The organism is Variovorax sp. GW821-FHT06D12 (genome assembly GCF_059419205.1).
Genome location: NZ_JBWKRI010000004.1, coordinates 140,176 through 157,085 on the forward strand (window position 1 = coordinate 140,176; position 16,910 = coordinate 157,085).

General features: G+C 70.3%; 15 protein-coding genes. 3 read left to right on the forward strand and 12 right to left on the reverse strand.

Going from position 1 to position 16,910, the window contains the following annotated elements; all coding sequences use genetic code 11:
• Nucleotides 1-27 precede the first annotated feature (27 nt).
• The 6 genes from AC07SQ_RS14360 to AC07SQ_RS14385 all read right to left on the reverse strand — a co-directional run bounded on the left by AC07SQ_RS14360 (nucleotide 28) and on the right by AC07SQ_RS14385 (nucleotide 7,032).
• Entirely contained in the window at nucleotides 28-1,257 is a 1,230-nt protein-coding gene (locus AC07SQ_RS14360) for an O-antigen ligase family protein (RefSeq protein ID WP_495273230.1), read from the reverse strand.
• Nucleotides 1,258-1,322: 65 nt separating this feature from the next.
• Complete coding sequence (locus tag AC07SQ_RS14365; RefSeq protein ID WP_495273231.1) at nucleotides 1,323-2,531, reverse strand: ATP-binding protein; 1,209 nt, start codon at nucleotides 2,529-2,531, stop codon at nucleotides 1,323-1,325.
• Between the two features lie 20 nt (nucleotides 2,532-2,551).
• Entirely contained in the window at nucleotides 2,552-3,274 is a 723-nt protein-coding gene (locus tag AC07SQ_RS14370; protein WP_062476797.1) for a response regulator, read from the reverse strand.
• A gap of 193 nt (nucleotides 3,275-3,467) precedes the next feature.
• On the reverse strand, nucleotides 3,468-4,283 hold the full coding sequence (locus tag AC07SQ_RS14375; protein ID WP_495273232.1) for a beta-ketoacyl synthase chain length factor: 816 nt from the start codon (nucleotides 4,281-4,283) through the stop codon (nucleotides 3,468-3,470).
• The gene (locus AC07SQ_RS14380; RefSeq protein ID WP_495273233.1) at nucleotides 4,280-5,482 is read right to left on the reverse strand and encodes a beta-ketoacyl-[acyl-carrier-protein] synthase family protein; all 1,203 of its coding nucleotides are present in this window, start codon (nucleotides 5,480-5,482) and stop codon (nucleotides 4,280-4,282) included. Before AC07SQ_RS14380 ends, AC07SQ_RS14375 begins: the two co-directional genes overlap by 4 nt.
• A 155-nt stretch (nucleotides 5,483-5,637) precedes the next feature.
• On the reverse strand, nucleotides 5,638-7,032 hold the full coding sequence (locus AC07SQ_RS14385; RefSeq protein ID WP_495273234.1) for an AmpG family muropeptide MFS transporter: 1,395 nt from the start codon (nucleotides 7,030-7,032) through the stop codon (nucleotides 5,638-5,640).
• A 61-nt stretch (nucleotides 7,033-7,093) separates the two neighbouring features.
• On the opposite strand from AC07SQ_RS14385, the gene AC07SQ_RS14390 reads away from it, so the two are divergent.
• Nucleotides 7,094-7,948 (forward strand): M48 family metallopeptidase, encoded by an 855-nt coding sequence (locus AC07SQ_RS14390; protein ID WP_369645052.1) that lies wholly within the window; start codon nucleotides 7,094-7,096, stop codon nucleotides 7,946-7,948.
• Nucleotides 7,949-7,972: 24 nt separating this feature from the next.
• On the opposite strand, the gene AC07SQ_RS14395 is transcribed toward AC07SQ_RS14390, so the two are convergent.
• Complete coding sequence (locus tag AC07SQ_RS14395) at nucleotides 7,973-8,935, reverse strand: tripartite tricarboxylate transporter substrate binding protein (protein WP_495273235.1); 963 nt, start codon at nucleotides 8,933-8,935, stop codon at nucleotides 7,973-7,975.
• Nucleotides 8,936-8,975: 40 nt separating this feature from the next.
• The gene (locus AC07SQ_RS14400; protein ID WP_495273236.1) at nucleotides 8,976-10,226 is read right to left on the reverse strand and encodes a flavin-dependent oxidoreductase; all 1,251 of its coding nucleotides are present in this window, start codon (nucleotides 10,224-10,226) and stop codon (nucleotides 8,976-8,978) included.
• Between the two features lie 72 nt (nucleotides 10,227-10,298).
• On the opposite strand from AC07SQ_RS14400, the gene AC07SQ_RS14405 reads away from it, so the two are divergent.
• Nucleotides 10,299-11,198: a LysR family transcriptional regulator gene (locus AC07SQ_RS14405; protein ID WP_495273237.1), complete on the forward strand. Its 900-nt coding sequence runs from the start codon at nucleotides 10,299-10,301 to the stop codon at nucleotides 11,196-11,198.
• 3 nt (nucleotides 11,199-11,201) lie between these two features.
• Here AC07SQ_RS14405 and AC07SQ_RS14410 read toward each other — a convergent pair whose 3' ends face one another.
• The 4 genes from AC07SQ_RS14410 to AC07SQ_RS14425 are packed head-to-tail and all read right to left on the reverse strand — an operon-like array spanning nucleotide 11,202 to nucleotide 16,211.
• On the reverse strand, nucleotides 11,202-13,205 hold the full coding sequence (locus AC07SQ_RS14410) for a DUF4034 domain-containing protein (RefSeq protein ID WP_495273238.1): 2,004 nt from the start codon (nucleotides 13,203-13,205) through the stop codon (nucleotides 11,202-11,204).
• A gap of 16 nt (nucleotides 13,206-13,221) precedes the next feature.
• Nucleotides 13,222-14,031, reverse strand: coding sequence for a DUF1266 domain-containing protein (locus AC07SQ_RS14415; RefSeq protein ID WP_495273239.1), 810 nt, complete (start codon nucleotides 14,029-14,031; stop codon nucleotides 13,222-13,224).
• Complete coding sequence (locus AC07SQ_RS14420) at nucleotides 14,028-15,392, reverse strand: hypothetical protein (protein ID WP_495273240.1); 1,365 nt, start codon at nucleotides 15,390-15,392, stop codon at nucleotides 14,028-14,030. Before AC07SQ_RS14420 ends, AC07SQ_RS14415 begins: the two co-directional genes overlap by 4 nt.
• 15 nt (nucleotides 15,393-15,407) lie before the next feature.
• The gene (locus tag AC07SQ_RS14425; RefSeq protein WP_062472711.1) at nucleotides 15,408-16,211 is read right to left on the reverse strand and encodes an exodeoxyribonuclease III; all 804 of its coding nucleotides are present in this window, start codon (nucleotides 16,209-16,211) and stop codon (nucleotides 15,408-15,410) included.
• Between the two features lie 12 nt (nucleotides 16,212-16,223).
• Here AC07SQ_RS14425 and pyrE point away from each other — a divergent pair, with 12 nt between their 5' ends.
• Nucleotides 16,224-16,904: an orotate phosphoribosyltransferase gene (pyrE, locus tag AC07SQ_RS14430; protein ID WP_056583914.1), complete on the forward strand. Its 681-nt coding sequence runs from the start codon at nucleotides 16,224-16,226 to the stop codon at nucleotides 16,902-16,904.
• Nucleotides 16,905-16,910: the final 6 nt, after the last annotated feature.

The window sequence follows — 16,910 nt, forward strand, 5'->3', positions numbered from 1 at the left end:
CCGGCCCTTGCGGCCGGTTTTTTCGTTTCAGCTTGGCCGGGCCCTCGGCCACAGGCCACGCCACGGATCGGGGTCCTGCGATTCCTGCGCCAGCCGCAGGTAGACCATCGCGATCCACAGCACGGCCAGCCCGATCTGCGCGTCGCGCATTGCCGAGTTCACGCTCGACGCGATGAGCGCGATGAGCGTCGCGGCCAGCGCGTAGCGCCCGGCGATGTCGGGCCGGCGCCAGGCCTGCCAGACGGCGACCAGCATGATCGCCAGCAGGCTCAGGATGCCCGGGATGCCGCTTTGCGCGCCCACCCAGAGGAAGTCGTTGTGCGGCATGTTGGAGTCGGCGAACAGCGCCGGGCCGCGCTTGTGCCACTGGTCGGTCCAGCCGCCGATGCCCCAGCCCGCGACGGGCTGGTCGGCGATCATGGCGCCGGTGTCGCGGTACATGTAGTAGCGGATGATCCAGCTGCCGTGGAACACGGCGCCGGTCTGCGCCTTCTCGAGCTCCTCGATGCCGGTCTCGACCTTCTGCTGCAGCTGCGGCAGCTGGTACAGGCTTGCGCCGATCACCACCGCGCCCAGGATCAGCGCCGCCGACAGCGCTTTCAGGTGGTTCTTCCACTGGTGCAGGCAGACCACCGGAATCACCAGCAGCAGCGCCAGCACCGAGGTGCGCGACGTGAGCGGCAGCGCGACGACGGCGCCCAGCCCGAGCACGAGCGCGAAGGCCGCCAGTGCGCGCAGGGGCCGGTGCCCCGTGATCTGCGACAGCCCGTAGACCGCCGCGCTGGCCGCGACGATGCTGAACAGCAGCGCGTTGCTGATCGACTTGTTGCCCACTTCCATCACCACGCCGCGCAGCGCGCCCGGCACCGGAAAGCCCAGGCTGTAGTGCAGCACGATGAGCACGATGTTGAGCGCCGCGATCAAGAGGAAGCCGCGCAGCGCCCACAGTGCCTCCTCGCGCGTGAGCGCCATCGCCATCAGGAAGGTGAAGGCGATGCGCAGCCCGTGGAACAGGTTGGAGGGGGTCTCGGGGTAGTGCGGCCGCACGGCCAGCACGACGAAGGTCCAGACCACGTAGGCGACCACCGGCCACCACAGCGGGTTGGCGCGCAGCCTTGCATAGCGCTCGCGCAAGCCGCCGCCCACCAGCAGGGCAAGCAGCAGCACGATGGCCGACAGGTAGGTGACGCCGACCGGCATGAACACCACCAGCCCCCAGAACATGGCCGCGGGCCGAACGATGTGCGATCTCTGCATAGGGCCGGGATTCTAGGTGCGGCCCCTCGGCCGAACCTGACTTGTCCCTGTGCGCCCGCTGGCGCTCAGTGCGCTGCGGCGGCGATGGCTTTGGCCGGCAGGCAGATCACGAAGCTCGCGCCCCCACCCGGCCGGTCTTCGCAGCGCACCGAGCCGCCGTGGCGCTCGGCGATCGACTTCACCAGCGCCAGCCCCAGGCCGACGCCGCCATTGCGCTCGCTGGCGCCCGGCAGGCGGTAGAAGGGCTCGAAGATGCGTTCGCGCAGCGTCGCCGGCACGCCTGGCCCGCGGTCGTTGACGCGCACCGTGGCGTAGCCGCCGGCGCTGCCGAGTTCGACGCTGATCTCGCCGGCGCCGTAGCGGCGGGCGTTTTCCAACAGGTTGCGGATCGCGCGGCGCAGCAGGCGCGACACGCCCGGCACGGTGAGCGTGGCGTTGTCGGTGCCTTCGGCCAGGTCGAGTTCGGCGTTCGCCTGCGCGCACTCTTCGGCGGCCAGGCCGGTCAAGTCGACGGCTTCGATGGTGCCCATGTCGGCCTCGCTGGCGTCGAGCCGGCTGGCCAGCAGGATCTCGTCGATGAGCTGGTCGAGCTCGCCGATGTTGCGCGAGATTTCCTCGCGCGCCGCCGGGCTGGGCTGGTCGCCCATGAGCTCCAGGCCCATGCGGATGCGGGTGAGCGGCGAGCGCAGCTCGTGCGAGGCGTTCGCCAGCAGCGACTTGTGGGAACGCACGAGTTGCTCGATGCGTTCGGCGGAGGCATTGAATCGCTTGGAGAGATCGGCCACTTCGTCTTGTCCTTCCTCGATCACGCGCGCCGAGAGGTCGCCCTCGCCCCAGCGCTGCACGCCGCGCTGCAGGGTCTCGAGCCGCTGGGTGATGCGCCGCACGATCGGGTACACGCCCAGCGCCACCGCCACGCCCACCAGCGCAATCATCCAGCCCAGCCCGAACGGGGTGCGCCAGGGCGCGAAGCCGCCGGTGCCGGTGGGGCGCTCGCGCGGCGCCACGCGCAGCGTCATGTCGCGGCCGTCGCTCAGCTGCACGTCGAACTCCAGGCCCTGGCCGGGCACGCGCATGGCCTTGCCGGTGCCGATGGTGCGGTCCTGGCTGTCGAGCACGACCACCTCGCGCGGCACCGGCGCCAGGCGTTCGCGCTCGGCCTCGGCGGCCACGCGCACGATCCAGTTGGCCATCAGCGTGAGGATGACCACGCCGCCGACCACCGCGAGCCAGATGCGGACGTAGAGGTGGCGGCGGTAGAGGCTGCGCAGCATCGCGGGGCGGTCCTGTCAGGTCAGTCTTGCTGCTTGGCGAACACGTAGCCCACGCCGCGCACGGTGAGGATGCGCTTGGGGTTCTTCGCGTCGACCTCGATGGCCGCGCGGATGCGGCCCATGTGCACGTCGATCGAGCGGTCGAAGGCCTCGAGCTCGCGGCCACGCACGGCTTCCATGATCTGGTCGCGCGTGAGCACGCGGCCCGCGCGCTCGGCCATCGCCACCAGCAGGTCGAACTGGTAGGAGGTGAGGTCGGCCAGCGCGCCGGCCACCGACACGGTGCGCGCGTTGCGGTCGATCTCCAGCGTGCCGAAGCGCATCACCGTGGAGGCTTCGGCCTCGGTGGCGTTCTCGCTGCGACGGCGCAGCACGGCGCGGATGCGCGCCAGCAGCTCGCGCGGCTCGAAAGGCTTGGGCAGGTAGTCGTCGGCGCCGATCTCCAGGCCGATGATGCGGTCCATCGGGTCGCCCTTGGCCGTGAGCATCAGCACCGACACCTTGGCCAGCGGGCCGGGCAGGGCGCGGATGCGGCGGCAGACCTCGAGGCCGTCGGTGTCGGGCAGCATCAGGTCGAGGATCACCAGGTCGGGCGCGTGCTGCTGCAGCTGTTCCAGGCCGGTGGCGCCGTCGCCGGCGTGGTTGAAGGCGAAACCCGACTGCGTCAGGTACTCGCCCACCATCTGCGCCAGGCGGGCGTCGTCTTCGATCATCAGGAGTTGGGGGGTGCTCATGCGCTTCATGGTCGTTCACCGGGAGCAAGCGGGCTTGAACGCTCCGTAAAGTTGGGTAAACGCAGCATCGCCCTGTCAACCTGGATCGCTGCGAAAAACATAGCGCCTCGCCCAGGTTGCGTGGGCGCCATGCGGCAATGATGACGTACCGGGGCGCGGTTGCGTGTGTCAACACGCACCGCCGCCCCCGGGCGCAGGCCGGTCAGCCCGCGGCCTGCAGGCGCAGCCGCAGGGCCAGCGCAGCCGACAGCGGCAGGTCGATGGGCGCGTTGGCGCTGCCCGGGGCCTGGGCCAGCGCCTCGAACAGGGGCAGGGCGTCGGCCATCGGGTTGATGTCCTTCAGCGTGGCGGCGGCGGCCGAGCGCGGCGCGGTCGCCGCACCGTCGCCGACCAGCGACCAGTCGAGGCTGGCCACGGTACGGGCCGTGCGTTCGGGCGCGATCACCAGCGCCACGGCCAGCAGGCCGCGGCTGTCGGTCACCGAGGCCAGCGCGCCGACCGTGGGGGCGTCGTAGCCCACCAGCAGCACCGGCGTCTGGTCGGCCGCGCACTGCACGGCCGCTTCGAGCAGGCCGGCGGCAAAGCTGTGGCCGTAGGCCGAGACGGCGTTGCTGGCCGCCATGCAGCCGGTGCCGATGGTCCAGTAGCCCACGGCCGCGTTGTGCACCGAGTTGTGGAACTTGGTGGGCGACAGCATCTTCGGGTCGCCCGCGAGCGTGCTGCACATGTAGTCGTTGATCGACAGGTCGCCGTGCGCCGAGGTGAACACGCAGGGCACGTCGGCCGCGGGGCGGTCGGCGCCCGCGATGGCCGCGGCGGCCACTTCGAGCGCCAGCGCCACGGTGTCGGGCGCGCGGCGGCGCTCGGCCGGGGCCAGCACCTGCGGCGAGGGCCGCTTGGCGGGCGGATCGGCCAGCGCGCCTTCGCCGCGGAAGGCCGCGCGCGCGGCCTCCCAGCCGGGCAGCGTGGGGGTCCAGAAGGCGGGGCCTTCGATGTAGAGCGTCGGAGGCGTGTTCATGCGTTCACCGCCTTGCCGAAGACCAGCGCGCAGTTGTTGCCGCCGAAGCCGAAGGAGTTGGAGAGCGCGTAGCGCACCTCGCCCTTCGCAGGTTCGAGCTTGATCTGCGGGCCGAAGCCTTCGTCCAGCGTGCGTGTGTTGACCGTGCCCGGCATCAGGCCGCGCTCGATTGCCAGCAGACAGACCACGGCCTCGACGATGCCCGCGGCGCCCAGCGTGTGGCCCATGAAGCCCTTGGTCGAGCTGGCGTGCGTGCGCGCCGGGAAGCGGCGCGCCACCAGCGCGCCCTCGACCTCGTCGTTCTTCTGGCTCGCCGTGCCGTGCATGTTGATGTAGTCGATGGCGTCGGCCGACAGGCCCGCGCGCGCCAGCGCGTCGTCGAGTGCGCGCTCGGCGCCCAGGCCCTCGGGGTGTGGCGTCGACATGTGGTGTGCGTCGCTAGCCTCGCCGTAGCCCAGCAGCTGCGTGGCGCTTTCGCCCGCCTGCACGCGCTCGACCAGCGCGAAGCCGGCTGCCTCACCGAGGCTGATGCCCTTGCGGTCGGCATCGAAGGGGCGGCAGGGCTCGGTGGAGACCAGCTCCAGCGAGTTGAAACCGAACAGCACGCTGCCGCACAGCGTGTCGGCGCCGCCGACCACGGCCGCGTCGGCCAGGCCCAGGCGGATCAGGCGCTCGGCCGAGGCGAACACCTTGGCGCTGGACGAGCAGGCGGTCGAAATCGTCTCGCTCGGCCCATTGATGCCCAGCACCTGCTGCACGAACATGGCCAGCGAATGCGGCGTGTGGACGGCCGCGCGGCGCTGGTCCGGCGGAAAGTTGCCGTCGGCGTCGAGCTGCGTGTAGGCCAGCTCGGTCTCGCCGATGCTGGCCGTGGAGGTGCCGAGCACCAGCGCGATGCGCGTGGCACCGTACTTCTGGCGCGCGGCCGCGACCGCCTCGAGGAAGCCGTCGGCCTGCAGGCCCAGCCAGGCCAGCCGGTTGTTGCGGCAGTCCCAGAACGCGGCCGACTCGGGCAGGCGGACGTCTTCCAGGCCGTCGACGCGGCCGATCCAGGTCGGCAACGGCGCTTCGCCGAAATCGTTGGCGCGCAGGCCGCTGCGCGAGTGCGCGAGTGCGTCGGCGTGCGCTTCCTTGCCGACGCCGACGGCCGAAGTGGCCGTGTAGGCACTGATTTGAAGGGGAGAAATTCGGGACGGCACGATGGATGTGGGGGCAGGCGACAGGCGAAAGGGCGTCGGCGACAGAAGAAAAAGCGGGAAAGCGCAATTTTCACGCAATGAATGTCGCAGCCTACCAGCGTTGCGTATCAGGTTGCGTCGGCTGTTTCCTATAGATGACAGCTCCGGCGCAGGCCCTATTGACGCTCGCCGTCGCCTGTGCGGGCCGTCATGCGCGAGGCCAGCGCCACCAGCAGCAGCACCGGCACGCCCAGCAGCGCGGTGGCGGTGAAGAAGGTGCTGTAGCCGTAGGCGTCGACAAACGCGCCCGAATAGCCGGCGATGAACTTCGGCAGCAGCAGCATCAGCGAGCTGAACAGCGCGTACTGCGTGGCCGAGTAGCTGATGTTGGTCAGGCTCGACAGGTAGGCGATGAAGGCCGCCGAGGCGATGCCGCCGGCCAGGTTGTCGGCCGAGACCACCGCGATCAGCGCCGTCAGGTCGTGGCCGCGCGTGGCCAGCCAGGCGAACAGCAGGTTGCTCGCGGCGCTCAGCACGGCGCCCAGCATCAGCACCCGCATCACGCCCAGGCGCATCGACAGCACGCCGCCCACGAAGGCGCCCACCAGCGTCATGATCACGCCGTAGATCTTGCTGACCGTGGCCACCTGGTCCTTGGTGAAGCCCATGTCCACATAGAAGGGGTTGGCCATGATGCCCATCACCACGTCGCTGATGCGGTAGATGGCGATCAGCGCCAGGATCAGCGCGGCTTGCCACTTGTAGCGGCGGATGAAGTCGGCAAAAGGCTCGATCAGCACGCTTCGCAGCCATTCGCCCGCGTTCTTCGCCTTCGGCAGCACGCGCCGCACCGGTTCGGGCGACAGCAGCACCGTGAGCACGCCGACCGCCATCGAGGCCGCCATGACGAGGTAGGCCGTCTTCCAGGCGCCGTTCTGGTAGGCCGCCGCGCCGGTGACGGCCACGGCGGGCGCCACCTCGGCCCAGGCCGCGACCCACAGCACGCCGGCGCCGGCCCAGATCATCGCGAGCCGGTAGCCCGTTTGATAGGCGGCGGCCAGCGCGGCCTGCTTGCGCGTCTCGGCCGATTCGATGCGGAAGGCGTCCAGCGCGATGTCCTGCGTGGCCGAGCCGAAGGCCACCAGCAGCGCACACCAGATCAGCGGCTGCAGCCCCAGGCGCGGGTCGTTCATTGCCATGCCGACCAGTCCGACGATCACCATGCCCTGCGCCAGCAGCAGCCAGCCGCGCCGACGCCCGAGCAGCGTGGTCAGCGGCGGCAGCGGCAGCCGGTCGACCAGCGGCGCCCAGACCCACTTGAAGCCATAGGCCAGCCCGACCCAGCTCAGGTAGCCGATGGTGGTGCGGTCGATGCCCGCCTCGCGCAGCCGGAAACTCAGCGTGCCCAGCACCAGCAGCAGCGGCAGGCCGGCCGAGAAGCCCAGCGCGAGCATGCGCAGGGTGGCGGGTTCGAGGTAGACCTTGAGCGCGTCGCGCCAGGGCAGCGCGGTGCTCGCGGGGGCTTGGGTGGTTTCGGCGGGCGGTGCGGACATGAGTGGGGGATTGTCCATGAGCCACCGGGGACATCGACGCGCCCGCTCGTCTCCATTTGTTCCTATCATCCGGGCACCTATGTGCACACGATGCGAACGCCCCCTTTCCGCCCTCTCCGAAGCCTCGGCATGGAACCCGCGCCGGGCCTTCCTGCTGGCCGCCGCCGGTGCGGCGCTGAGCGCACCGGCGCTGGCGCAGGTCAACGTCGGCAATGCCTCGGTGGCGCGCAACCTCGTGCCCGCCGACCAGATCGAGGCGGCCGGCGTGCAGCAGTACGGCCAGCTGCTCGAACAGGCGCGCGCCAAGGGCGCGCTGGCCGGCGATGGCAACGCGCAACTGCAACGCCTGCGCACCATCGCGCAGCGGCTCATTCCCTTCGCCCTGCCGTGGAACACCCGCGCCCGCGAATGGAAGTGGGAGGTCAACCTGATCGGCAGCAAGCAGATCAACGCCTTCTGCATGCCCGGCGGCAAGATCGCCTTCTTCACCGGCATCCTCGAACAGCTCAAGCTGAGCGACGACGAGGTCGCGATGGTCATGGGCCATGAAATGGCGCATGCGCTGCGCGAACACGCCCGTGCGCGCATGGCCAAGAGCGTCGGCACCGGCGCGGCGCTGTCCATCGGCGCGCAGCTGCTGGGGCTCGGCCAGGTCGGCGACCTCGCGGCACGCGCCGGCACCCAGCTCATCACCCTGAAGTTCAGCCGCAGCGACGAGACCGACGCCGACCTCGTGGGCCTGGAGCTCGCCGCGCGCGCGGGCTACGACCCGCAGGCCTCGGTGTCGCTATGGAAGAAGATGGCCACGGCCTCCAAGAACCAGGGCGGCCTGAGCTTCCTGTCGACCCACCCGAGCGGGCCGGACCGCATCGCCAAGCTCGAGGCGAACGTGCCGAAGGTCGAGAACCTGTACCGGGCGGCTGCGCGCAAGTAGCTGCGCTTCTCGCCCCGGCTCCGCTCAGTCGGCGGTGATGTTCCCCTTCTTCACCACCGTCGCCCAGCGCTGCGCATCCTTCTGGATCAGCGCGCCGAACGCCGCCGGCGTCGAGCTGGCGGGCACCATGCCCTGCGACTCGAAGGACTTCGCCACCTCGGGCGATTTCAGCACCGCGGCGATCTCCGTGTTGAGCCGCGCCACCACGTGGGCCGGCGTGCCCTTGGGCGCGAGCACGCCGTACCACATGTCGACGTTGTCGGCGGTCACGCCGGCCTCGGCCAGGGTGGGCACGTCGGGCAGCTGCGGCAGGCGGTGGCTGCTGCCGGTGGCGAGCGCCTTGAGCTTGCCGGCCTGGATGTGCTGCAGCGCCACGTGCACCGGCAGGAACATCGCGTCGATGCGCCCGCCGAGCAGGTCGGTGACGGCGCCGGCCGTGCCCTTGTAGGGCACGTGCAGCAGGTCGGTGCCGGTGCCCTGCATCAGGAGCGCCATCGACAGGTGGTGCGGCGTGCCGACACCGGGCGTGGCGTAGGTCAGCTTGCCGGGGTTGGCCTTGGCGGTGGCCACCAGCTGCGCGAGCGAGCCCGCCTTCTGGGTGGCCGGGTTGGTCACCAGCAGCAGCGTGCCCCATGAGGTCTGCGACACCGGCGTGAAGTCGGCCACCGGGTCGTAGGCGAGCGACTTGTACAGGCCCTTGTTCATCACCAGCGTGTTGACCTGCACCAGCAGCGTGTAGCCGTCGGGCTTGGCGCGCGCCACCTTCTCGCTGCCGATGTTGCCGCTGGCGCCGGCGACGTTCTCCACGATCACCGGCTGGCCGAGCACGGCGGGCAGGCGGGCCGAGAGCTGGCGTGCGATCAGGTCGATGCCGGTGCCGGGCGTGTAGGGCACCACCAGCGTCACCGGCTGGTCGGGCCAGGCATGGGCCGCGGCGGCGCTGGCCGCAACCAGCAGGGTGGCGAAGGTCCGGGTCAGAAATCTCATGGGGTCTTGTCTCCGTCTTGATCTGTGAATTGGCCGGCGCTCAGAGGTACGACGCGCGCGCCTTCAGCGCCGCCGGGTCGTAGCCGGCCACGCGCTTGTAGTGGTCGGAGATCGCCTGCAGTTCCTGCTGCGTGACGATCTCGTCGAGGTTCTCGACGCGCTGGCCGCCCGAACGCTCGAACACCTCGCGCAGGATGGTGTCGGGCGGGTTGCTGCGGTTGGTCAGCACCACGTCGGTGGTGGCCTTCACGCGCACGCGGTCGTAGGTCTCGAGCGCTGCGATGCCCACGCCTTCGCGCTTCATCGCACCGGCGAGAAAGCGCGCGTCGATGATCGCCTGGCCCGCGCCGTTGGAGCCGCGCGGCACCATCGGGTGCGCGGCGTCGCCCAGCAGCGTGAGGCGGCCGTGGCTCCAGCGCGGCAGCGGGTCCTGGTCGACCATCGGGTACTCCAGGATGGTGTCGGAGGCCAGGATCAGCGCGGGCACGTCGAGCCAGTCGAAGTGCCAGTCGGCGAAGGCGGGCAGGAAGTCCTCGAGGCGCCCGGCGCGGCTCCAGTCGCGCATCGCGGGCTGGGGCGCGTGGATCTCGGCCACCCAGTTCACGAGCTGGCGACCCTGGTCGTCGATGTCGTTGCGGATCGGGTAGATCACCATCTTGCCGACGGTGAGCCAGCCCGCGCGCACCATGCTGCCGCCCGAGAGAAAGGGCTTCCAGGCCGCCGTGCCTCGCCACATGTTGATGCCCGAATAGCGCGGCGCACCTTCGTTCGGATACAGCTGCTTGCGCAGTGCCGAGTGGATGCCGTCGCAGCCCACCGCGACCGCGCCGCGCACCGGCGCGCGGCCGTCGGCAAAGTGCACCGTCACGCCGTCGGCATCCTGTTCGACGCCGGTGCAGCGGTGGCCGCACTGCACGCTGTCGGGGCCCAGGCGCTTCAAGGTTTCGTTCAGCAGCACGGTCTGCAGGTCGCCGCGGTGGATCGAGTACTGCGGCCAGTCGTAGCCCGCGTGCTGGCCGGCGGGCTCGCGGAACACGAGCTGGCCGTGCTCGGTGAAGAAGACCGCCTCCTGCGTGCGCACGCCCACGGCGTCGAGCGCGTCGAGCAGGCCCAGCTCGGACAGCTCGCGCACCGCATGGGGCAGCAGGTTGATGCCCACGCCGAGGGGGCGCAGCGCGGGCACGGCCTCGTACACGCGGCAAGCGATGCCGGCCTGGTGCAGGCTCAGGGCGAGGGTCAGGCCGCCGATGCCGGCGCCGAGGATGATGACTTCGTTAGGTGCGGTGCTCATGGGGTCCGTATTGGGACCGCAAACGAGGCATATGGGAAATTTAGATGTGATATGGATTTATCATGAATCCTTATGAACCTGACCACGCGCCAGATGCGCGCCTTCCTGCAGGTGGCGCGCATCGGCAACTTCACCCGCGCGGCGGAGCAGGCGCACATCACCCAGGCCGGCCTGAGCATCCTGATCCGCGAGATGGAAAAGCAGCTCGGTTGCCGCCTGTTCGACCGCACCACGCGCATGGTGAGCCTCACGCCGGCCGGGCGCCGGCTGCTGCCGGTGGTGGAGCGGCTCGTCACCGACCTCGATGACGTGGCCGCCGAACTCGGCGCCGAGGGCGACGCGGCGCGCCAGACGCTGCGCATCGCGGCCACGCCGCTGGTGTCCTCGCACCTGCTGCCCTGGGTGTTCGCGAGCTTTCGCGCCGCGCATCCGCAGGTCGCGCTGCGCCTTTTCGACGCCGACCTGCGCGACGTGGAAGCGATGGTGGCTGCGGGCGAGGCCGACCTCGGCCTGGGCTTTTTCTTCAAGGCCGCGGCGGGGCTCGACCGCACGCCCGTGGGGCGCTTCGAGCTGATGCGCGTCACGCAGGCCGTGGCCGACGGCGAACCGGTCGGCACCGCGCCCTGGTCCGCGCTGCGCGGCGCCACGCTGATCGGCCTGCCGCCCGGCAACCCGATCCAGAAGGTGATCGAGCGCCAGCTCGGCGAGATCGGGCTGGCCGACGCGCAGCGGCCCGCCTTCAACTTCTTCGGCACGCTGATCTCGATGGTCGAGGCCGGCTTCGGCACCGCCGTGATGCCCACCTTCGCGCTGGCGGCCTGCCGCCGTCACCGCGTGAAGACCGACGTGCTGCTGAAGCCGCGCGTGGGCATGGACTTCTTTCGCCTGACCAAGCGCGGCACGCACGAGACCGAGGCGATGCGCGCCTTCAGCGAGACGCTGGCGAAGGCCTTGCCGGCGCTGTCCCGGTAGCCGTTACACCATCGCGTTGTCGCCGCCCGGGATCTCGTGCGCCTTGATCTGCCGGCGCGTGAGCTTGTAGAGCGTGGACGACAGGAAGCCGTCCTGGTGGGTGTTCTTGGTCACGTTCACCACGAACTCGTCCTCGGGCGCCACGGCCTGCGCGCCCATGATCCAGCGCACGCTCTCGCGGTAGTTGTAGAGCACCTTGTCGTTGGCGTCGGCCAGCAGGGTCGACAGCGTGGCCATGGCGATGGCGTCGCCGTTGGTGGCGTGCTCGCGCACGAAGTCCAGGTGGCGGTGGCGCACGGGGATGTCGGACAGGTCGCTGATGAACATCAACGCGCCCTCGGTGGCGTCGTCGTGGCCCAGTTCGCGGGCCTTCATCATGGCCTCGACCGCCTGCGCCTGCAGCGCGGGGCGCTGCGCCGCGGGCGTGGCGTCTTCCCAGGCCATGTCGTGGCAGAGGTAGCCCAGCTTGTAGGCCGCGATGCTGTTGCCGGCCTGTGCCGCCTGGCCGTAGCAGTGCATCGCCTGCTGCCGGTCCTTGGTGCCGTGCTCGCCGCCCGCGTGGAAGATGCCGAGCGTGAGCAGGCACGATTTGTCGCCGGCGGCCAGCCCCATCTCCAGGATCTCGAAGGCTTCCTGGTTGCGCGGCACGCGCCACAGTGCGCGCGCCAGGTCGTCCCAGTTCTCGGTGCCGGCGTTGCGTTCGCGCGCGGCCGCCAGCCAGGCGTTGCCGGTCGTCGCGTTGGGCACGAAGCCGAAGGCGCCCTTCAGGCTGCAGTAGCCGTGCAGGATCAGCGCGGTGTTGCATTCGTAGGCGTTGGCGCTGTTGCAGATGGCCTGGCCCAGCCAGTGGCCGCCGGGGTCCTGCTCCAGGGCGACGTGCACCGCCATGTTCATGGCGTAGTCGTCGTCGATGGGATGGTGGCTCTCGGCCTCGCGCAGGCAGGCCAGCGCTTCGGCGTGCTGGTCGAGCATGTAGTGGCTCACGGCCAGCCAGCGCAGGGTTTCCCAGCGGTGGTAGGGGTAGAGCGCCTCCTGGGCGCGCTGGCGCGTGGCGGCCATGCGCTGCTGGGCTTCGGCCGGGTCTTCGTCCTTGTCGACGCTGTTGCCCTGGTAGTCGTCGCGCCAGATCTCGTGGCGCAGCCGGTCTTTCTCGACCTCGCTCAGGTGGGCGCAGGCGGGCGAGGCGATGAAGGCGCGCACGCGCTCGTGGCTGCCGCCCCAGCGCGGCTGCTGGAACCAGACGCACTGGCGCATGAAGAAGAACAGCCGCGGGTGCACGTGCAGCGTGGCGTGGATCCAGTAGGACGTGCCGCTGATCACCTTGCGGCCCTGCACGGGCGAGGGCAGGGCGGTGGGCGCGGCCTCGGGGCAGGCGACGCGCTCGTCGTGCGCCAGGCCGGAGCGCGCGAGCTGCGCCAGCAACTCGTCGCGGGTGGCCGCATCGTCGTCCAGCGAAAAGTCGTGCTGCAACGGCTTGTCGGGCCAGCGGCCGCTGCGCACCAGCTCGGTCAGCCAGTCGGGCTCGTTGAAGGCCGAGGTGCTCTGCAGCAGCAGGGCGCAGGCGGTCCACATCGTGGGCGCGAGCGTCAGTGCGCGCAGCGCGGCCACGGCGCAGCGCGTGGCGCAGGCATGGGCGCATTCCCAGCCGAGCGCGGTGACCGTGCTGGCCCAGCCCGAGCCGCGGTACTCGTAGGCCCAGTGGTACCAGTAGTGCGCTTCGCACAGCCAGGCGTGGGCCGATTGCGGGCGGGCGGCCTGCCACGCGGCCAGGCGGGCCAGCCCTTCGGCGCCGGCGGCGGTGCAGCCGGCCAGGTCGTCGGGCAAGGCGCCGTAGTAGCGCTCTTCCTCGTCGCGGTCTTGAAAGCTGGCGGCCAGCGCGTCGTCGAGCCGCTGGTCGAGTGCGGCGTAGTCGCCGGCGCGCAGCAGGGCGTCGATGTCGCAGAGCTTCCAGCGCGCGGGCGCGGGGGGAATCACGGTCGCTGCGGCGGAGGGCGTGTGGGTGGTCATGGGCGGGGCTCGCGCGTCAGGCCGACGCGGCGGGGGCGAGAGTGACGGGTTGGGGATCGAAGATGCGGTAGCGCTTCCAGGGCAGCGTGAGCCAGTTGCCCTGGGTGTTCTGCAGGTGCTCCTGCACTTCCAGCGTGGCGCGCGACGAGGCCGGGCCATCCTGGCTGCTGATGCGCAGCCAGTGCAGCCGGGCCCGCGCATAGGCGTGGCCGAAGTCTTCCCAGCTCTCGAAGCTGTCCTGCGCGCGCTGTGCGTTGAGGAACAGCACCAGCCAGGCCTGCGACTCGGGCACCCAGCCCAGCAGCGCGATGCATCGCACCAGGAAGGCGGTGCGCGCGCAGTCGAAGGCCAGCGCGTCGCGCACCTGGCCTTCGGCCGCGAGCTGTTCGTAGAAATTGGCGTGGGTGCGGCCGAGCCCGCCGACCCAGCCGACCAGCGCGGCCTGCATCTGCGTGGCGATGTCGCGCTCGGCCAGGTCGGCGGCCATGTTCATTTCGCGCAGCACCTGCCTGGCCAGCCGCTGGCGCTGCTCGGCGGGCACCTCGAGCGCCAGCGTGTCGCTGTCGCAGCGCAGGCCGTTGCGCAGCAGCAGGATGTCGCCGAGCGCCAGCGCCCAGCGGCGGCGGTTGGGCACCACCTTGCCGGCGTCGGCCCGGGCCTGCGCGGCGCGCACCGCGAGGTCGGCGTTGGCCTTTTCCATGTGGCCGATCGCCGTGCCCGAGCCGCGCACGACGATGCGGAATGCCGTGCGCACGACGAACCACGCGATGCGCACCGCCAGGTACAGCAGGCCCAGGAACACAACGATGACGATGGCCTGCGTCATGGCAATGCGGCTCCCAGCGGCGGCGCGCACACGGCAGCGCTCAGCGAGATGCCTTCGATCTCCAGCATCGCGGCGGGCGCCGGCGTGGGGGCCGCCTGCAGCGCCGGCGGCAACCGGTTCGGGGGCAGCGTCAGCCGGGCGGCGGCGGCCACCGCCACGTCCATCTGGCGCAGCCGCGCCAGCTCGTGCGGCGCGATGCGCAGCAGCAGCCATTGCAGCGCCGGCGGCGGCTGCTCGAAGTGCTCGATCAGGTGGAAGTTGCCGCTCATCACGCTGAGCAGGAAGTCGGGGCTTTGCACATCGGTCACGAACTTCCATTCGCCCCGCGCGGCGTCCGAGGCCTCGGGCTCGAACACCAGGCCCATGCCCTCGCAGTCGCTGTGGCGCTCGCCGCGCGGCGGCAGCGTGCGCAGGAACTGCAGCACGTCGTCCGCGTACTTGCGGATCGGGTGGCGGTTCTGCTTGCCCTTGATCTGGTCGACGCGCAGCCCGTCCGGATGCACGTCGAGGCTGATGGTCACGTGCGGCAGGTTGCCCGCGCTGCGCAGCGTGAACAGGCGCAGCCGGCCGCTCTGCGCGGCGCTGGCGTACTGCTCGCCGTAGCCGCCGTTCAGCTTCTTGATGTTGGCGAACTGGCCCAGGCAGTGCTGCATGTGGAACGACTCGTAGGCCATCTCCTCGCGCAAGGCCGCATGGCTGCCGATGAACTCGAAGATCACGCCGTTGGGCGTGCGCAGCACTTCCTTCAGCGCCAGGCCGCTGCTGGGCACCCAGCCCTTGTTGCGCTTGGCCTGCATGCGCTGGTGCTCCTGCTCCCACAGGGCCATGGCCATGAAGCAGGTGATGCGCTGCAGCTTCTGTTCGAGCCGCGTGCCGCGCCGCGAGCGCAAGAACTCGACCAGCATGCGTTCGCGGTCGACCAGCAGCAGGTGGTCGGGGTCGAGGTAGTAGAAAGTCTTCGGAGCGGCTTCGGCGGCGGGCGATTCGGCCGTGTTGCCCTTGTTGCCCTTGGACTTTTCCTTGTCCTGCGCGGACGCCGCGTTCACCGCGACAGGGGCGCGCGGCTGCAGCTGCTTGGCCAGCCACTCGGGCAACGGCTTGTCGGGCCCGGCCGCGGCCAGGTAGTCGGCGGGGGACTGCACCGGCAGCACGTTGCCGAAGCTGCCGATGGCCCAGCGGAAGAAGTGGTTCAGCAGCCAGGCCGCCATGTCGGCGTCGTCGCCGCGCTCGGCGCTGCGGCGCGCGATCGCGGCCTTCACCTCGGGCGCGTTCACCACGTCGCGCGGCAGGTACACCGCCGTCGCCGCGGCCGTGGGCGGCGAGGACGGGTTCGTGGACGGAGACGGAGTCGGGATCGGCATCGACGGGCGGGCGACTTACAGCGTGAAGTCGTACTCCACCGTGATCGGCGCGTGGTCGCTGAACTTGACCGTCTTGTAGATCGCCTCGGTGCGCGCCAGCGCGCCCATCGCCGGCGTGGCCAGGTGGTAGTCCAGCCGCCATCCCACGTTGTTCGCGTAGGCCTGGCCGCGGTTGCTCCACCAGGTGTAGGCGTCGCCCGTGGTGTCGGGCTTGAGGCGGCGGTACACGTCCACCAGGCCCGCGCCTTCGGTGCCGGCGTCGAGCAGGCGCGTCATCCAGGCGCGCTCTTCGGGCAGGAAGCCGCTGTTCTTCTGGTTGCCGCGCCAGTTCTTCAGATCGATTTCCTGGTGCGCGATGTTGATGTCGCCGCACAGGATGAACTCGCGCTCCTTCTTCAGCGCCAGCAGGTGTGGGAAGAAGCCCTTCAGGAAGCGGAACTTGGCGGCCTGGCGCTCTTCGCCCGAGCTGCCGCTCGGGAAGTAGCAGCTGATCACCGAGAACTTGCGCTTGGGCGTGTCGAAGCGCAGCTCGAGGTAGCGGCCTTCGGCGTCGAATTCGGGATCACCCCAGCCCACCACCACGGCGCTGGGCGCATGCTTCGTGTAGATGGCGGTGCCCGCGTAGCCTTTTTTCTCGGCAAAGTGGAAGTGGCCCTGCAGGCCGGCCATCTGCTCGAAGCGGCCCTCGACATCGCTGGCTTGGACGCGGATCTCCTGCATGCAAATACAATCCGGCGCGAGTTCGGCCACCCAGTCGGCGACGCCCTTGGTGGCCGCCGAGCGCAGGCCATTGAGATTGAGACTGGTCAGTTTGAACACAAGGAATTTCCAATGGCTGTAGACGGTCAGACAAGCAGCGCGGTGGCACAGGACTTCGTCCAGTTCGCGCTCGACGCCGGCGTGCTTCGCTTCGGCGAATTCAAGACCAAGGCCGGTCGCATGAGCCCGTATTTCTTCAATTCGGGCCTCTTCGACGACGGCGCCAAGATCGCGCGGCTCGCCGGATTCTATGCAGACCGCCTGGTCGAAAGCGGCCTCGAGTTCGACATGATCTTCGGCCCCGCCTACAAGGGCATCCCGCTGGGCGCCACCGTGGCCGCCGAGCTGGCCCGGCGCGGGCGCAACTACCCCTTTGCCTACAACCGCAAGGAAGCCAAGGCGCACGGCGAAGGCGGCAACCTGGTGGGCGCGCCGCTCAAGGGCCGCGTGCTGATCGTCGACGACGTGATGTCGGCCGGCACCGCGGTGCGCGAATCGATCGCCGCGATCCAGGCCGCGGGCGCCACGCCGCATGCCGTGGCCATCGCCCTCGATCGGCAGGAAAAAGCCACCGAGAACGGCGTCGACGTGGACCACAGCGCCGTGCAGTACGTGCGCAACCAGCTCGGCCTCGCGGTGGTGCCCATCGCCACGCTGGACGACCTGCTGAGCTACCTCTCGGGCAACGCCGCCGCCGACCTCGGCGCGCACCGCGAGCGCGTGCTGGCCTATCGCACGCGCTACGGCGCCTGAGACGCA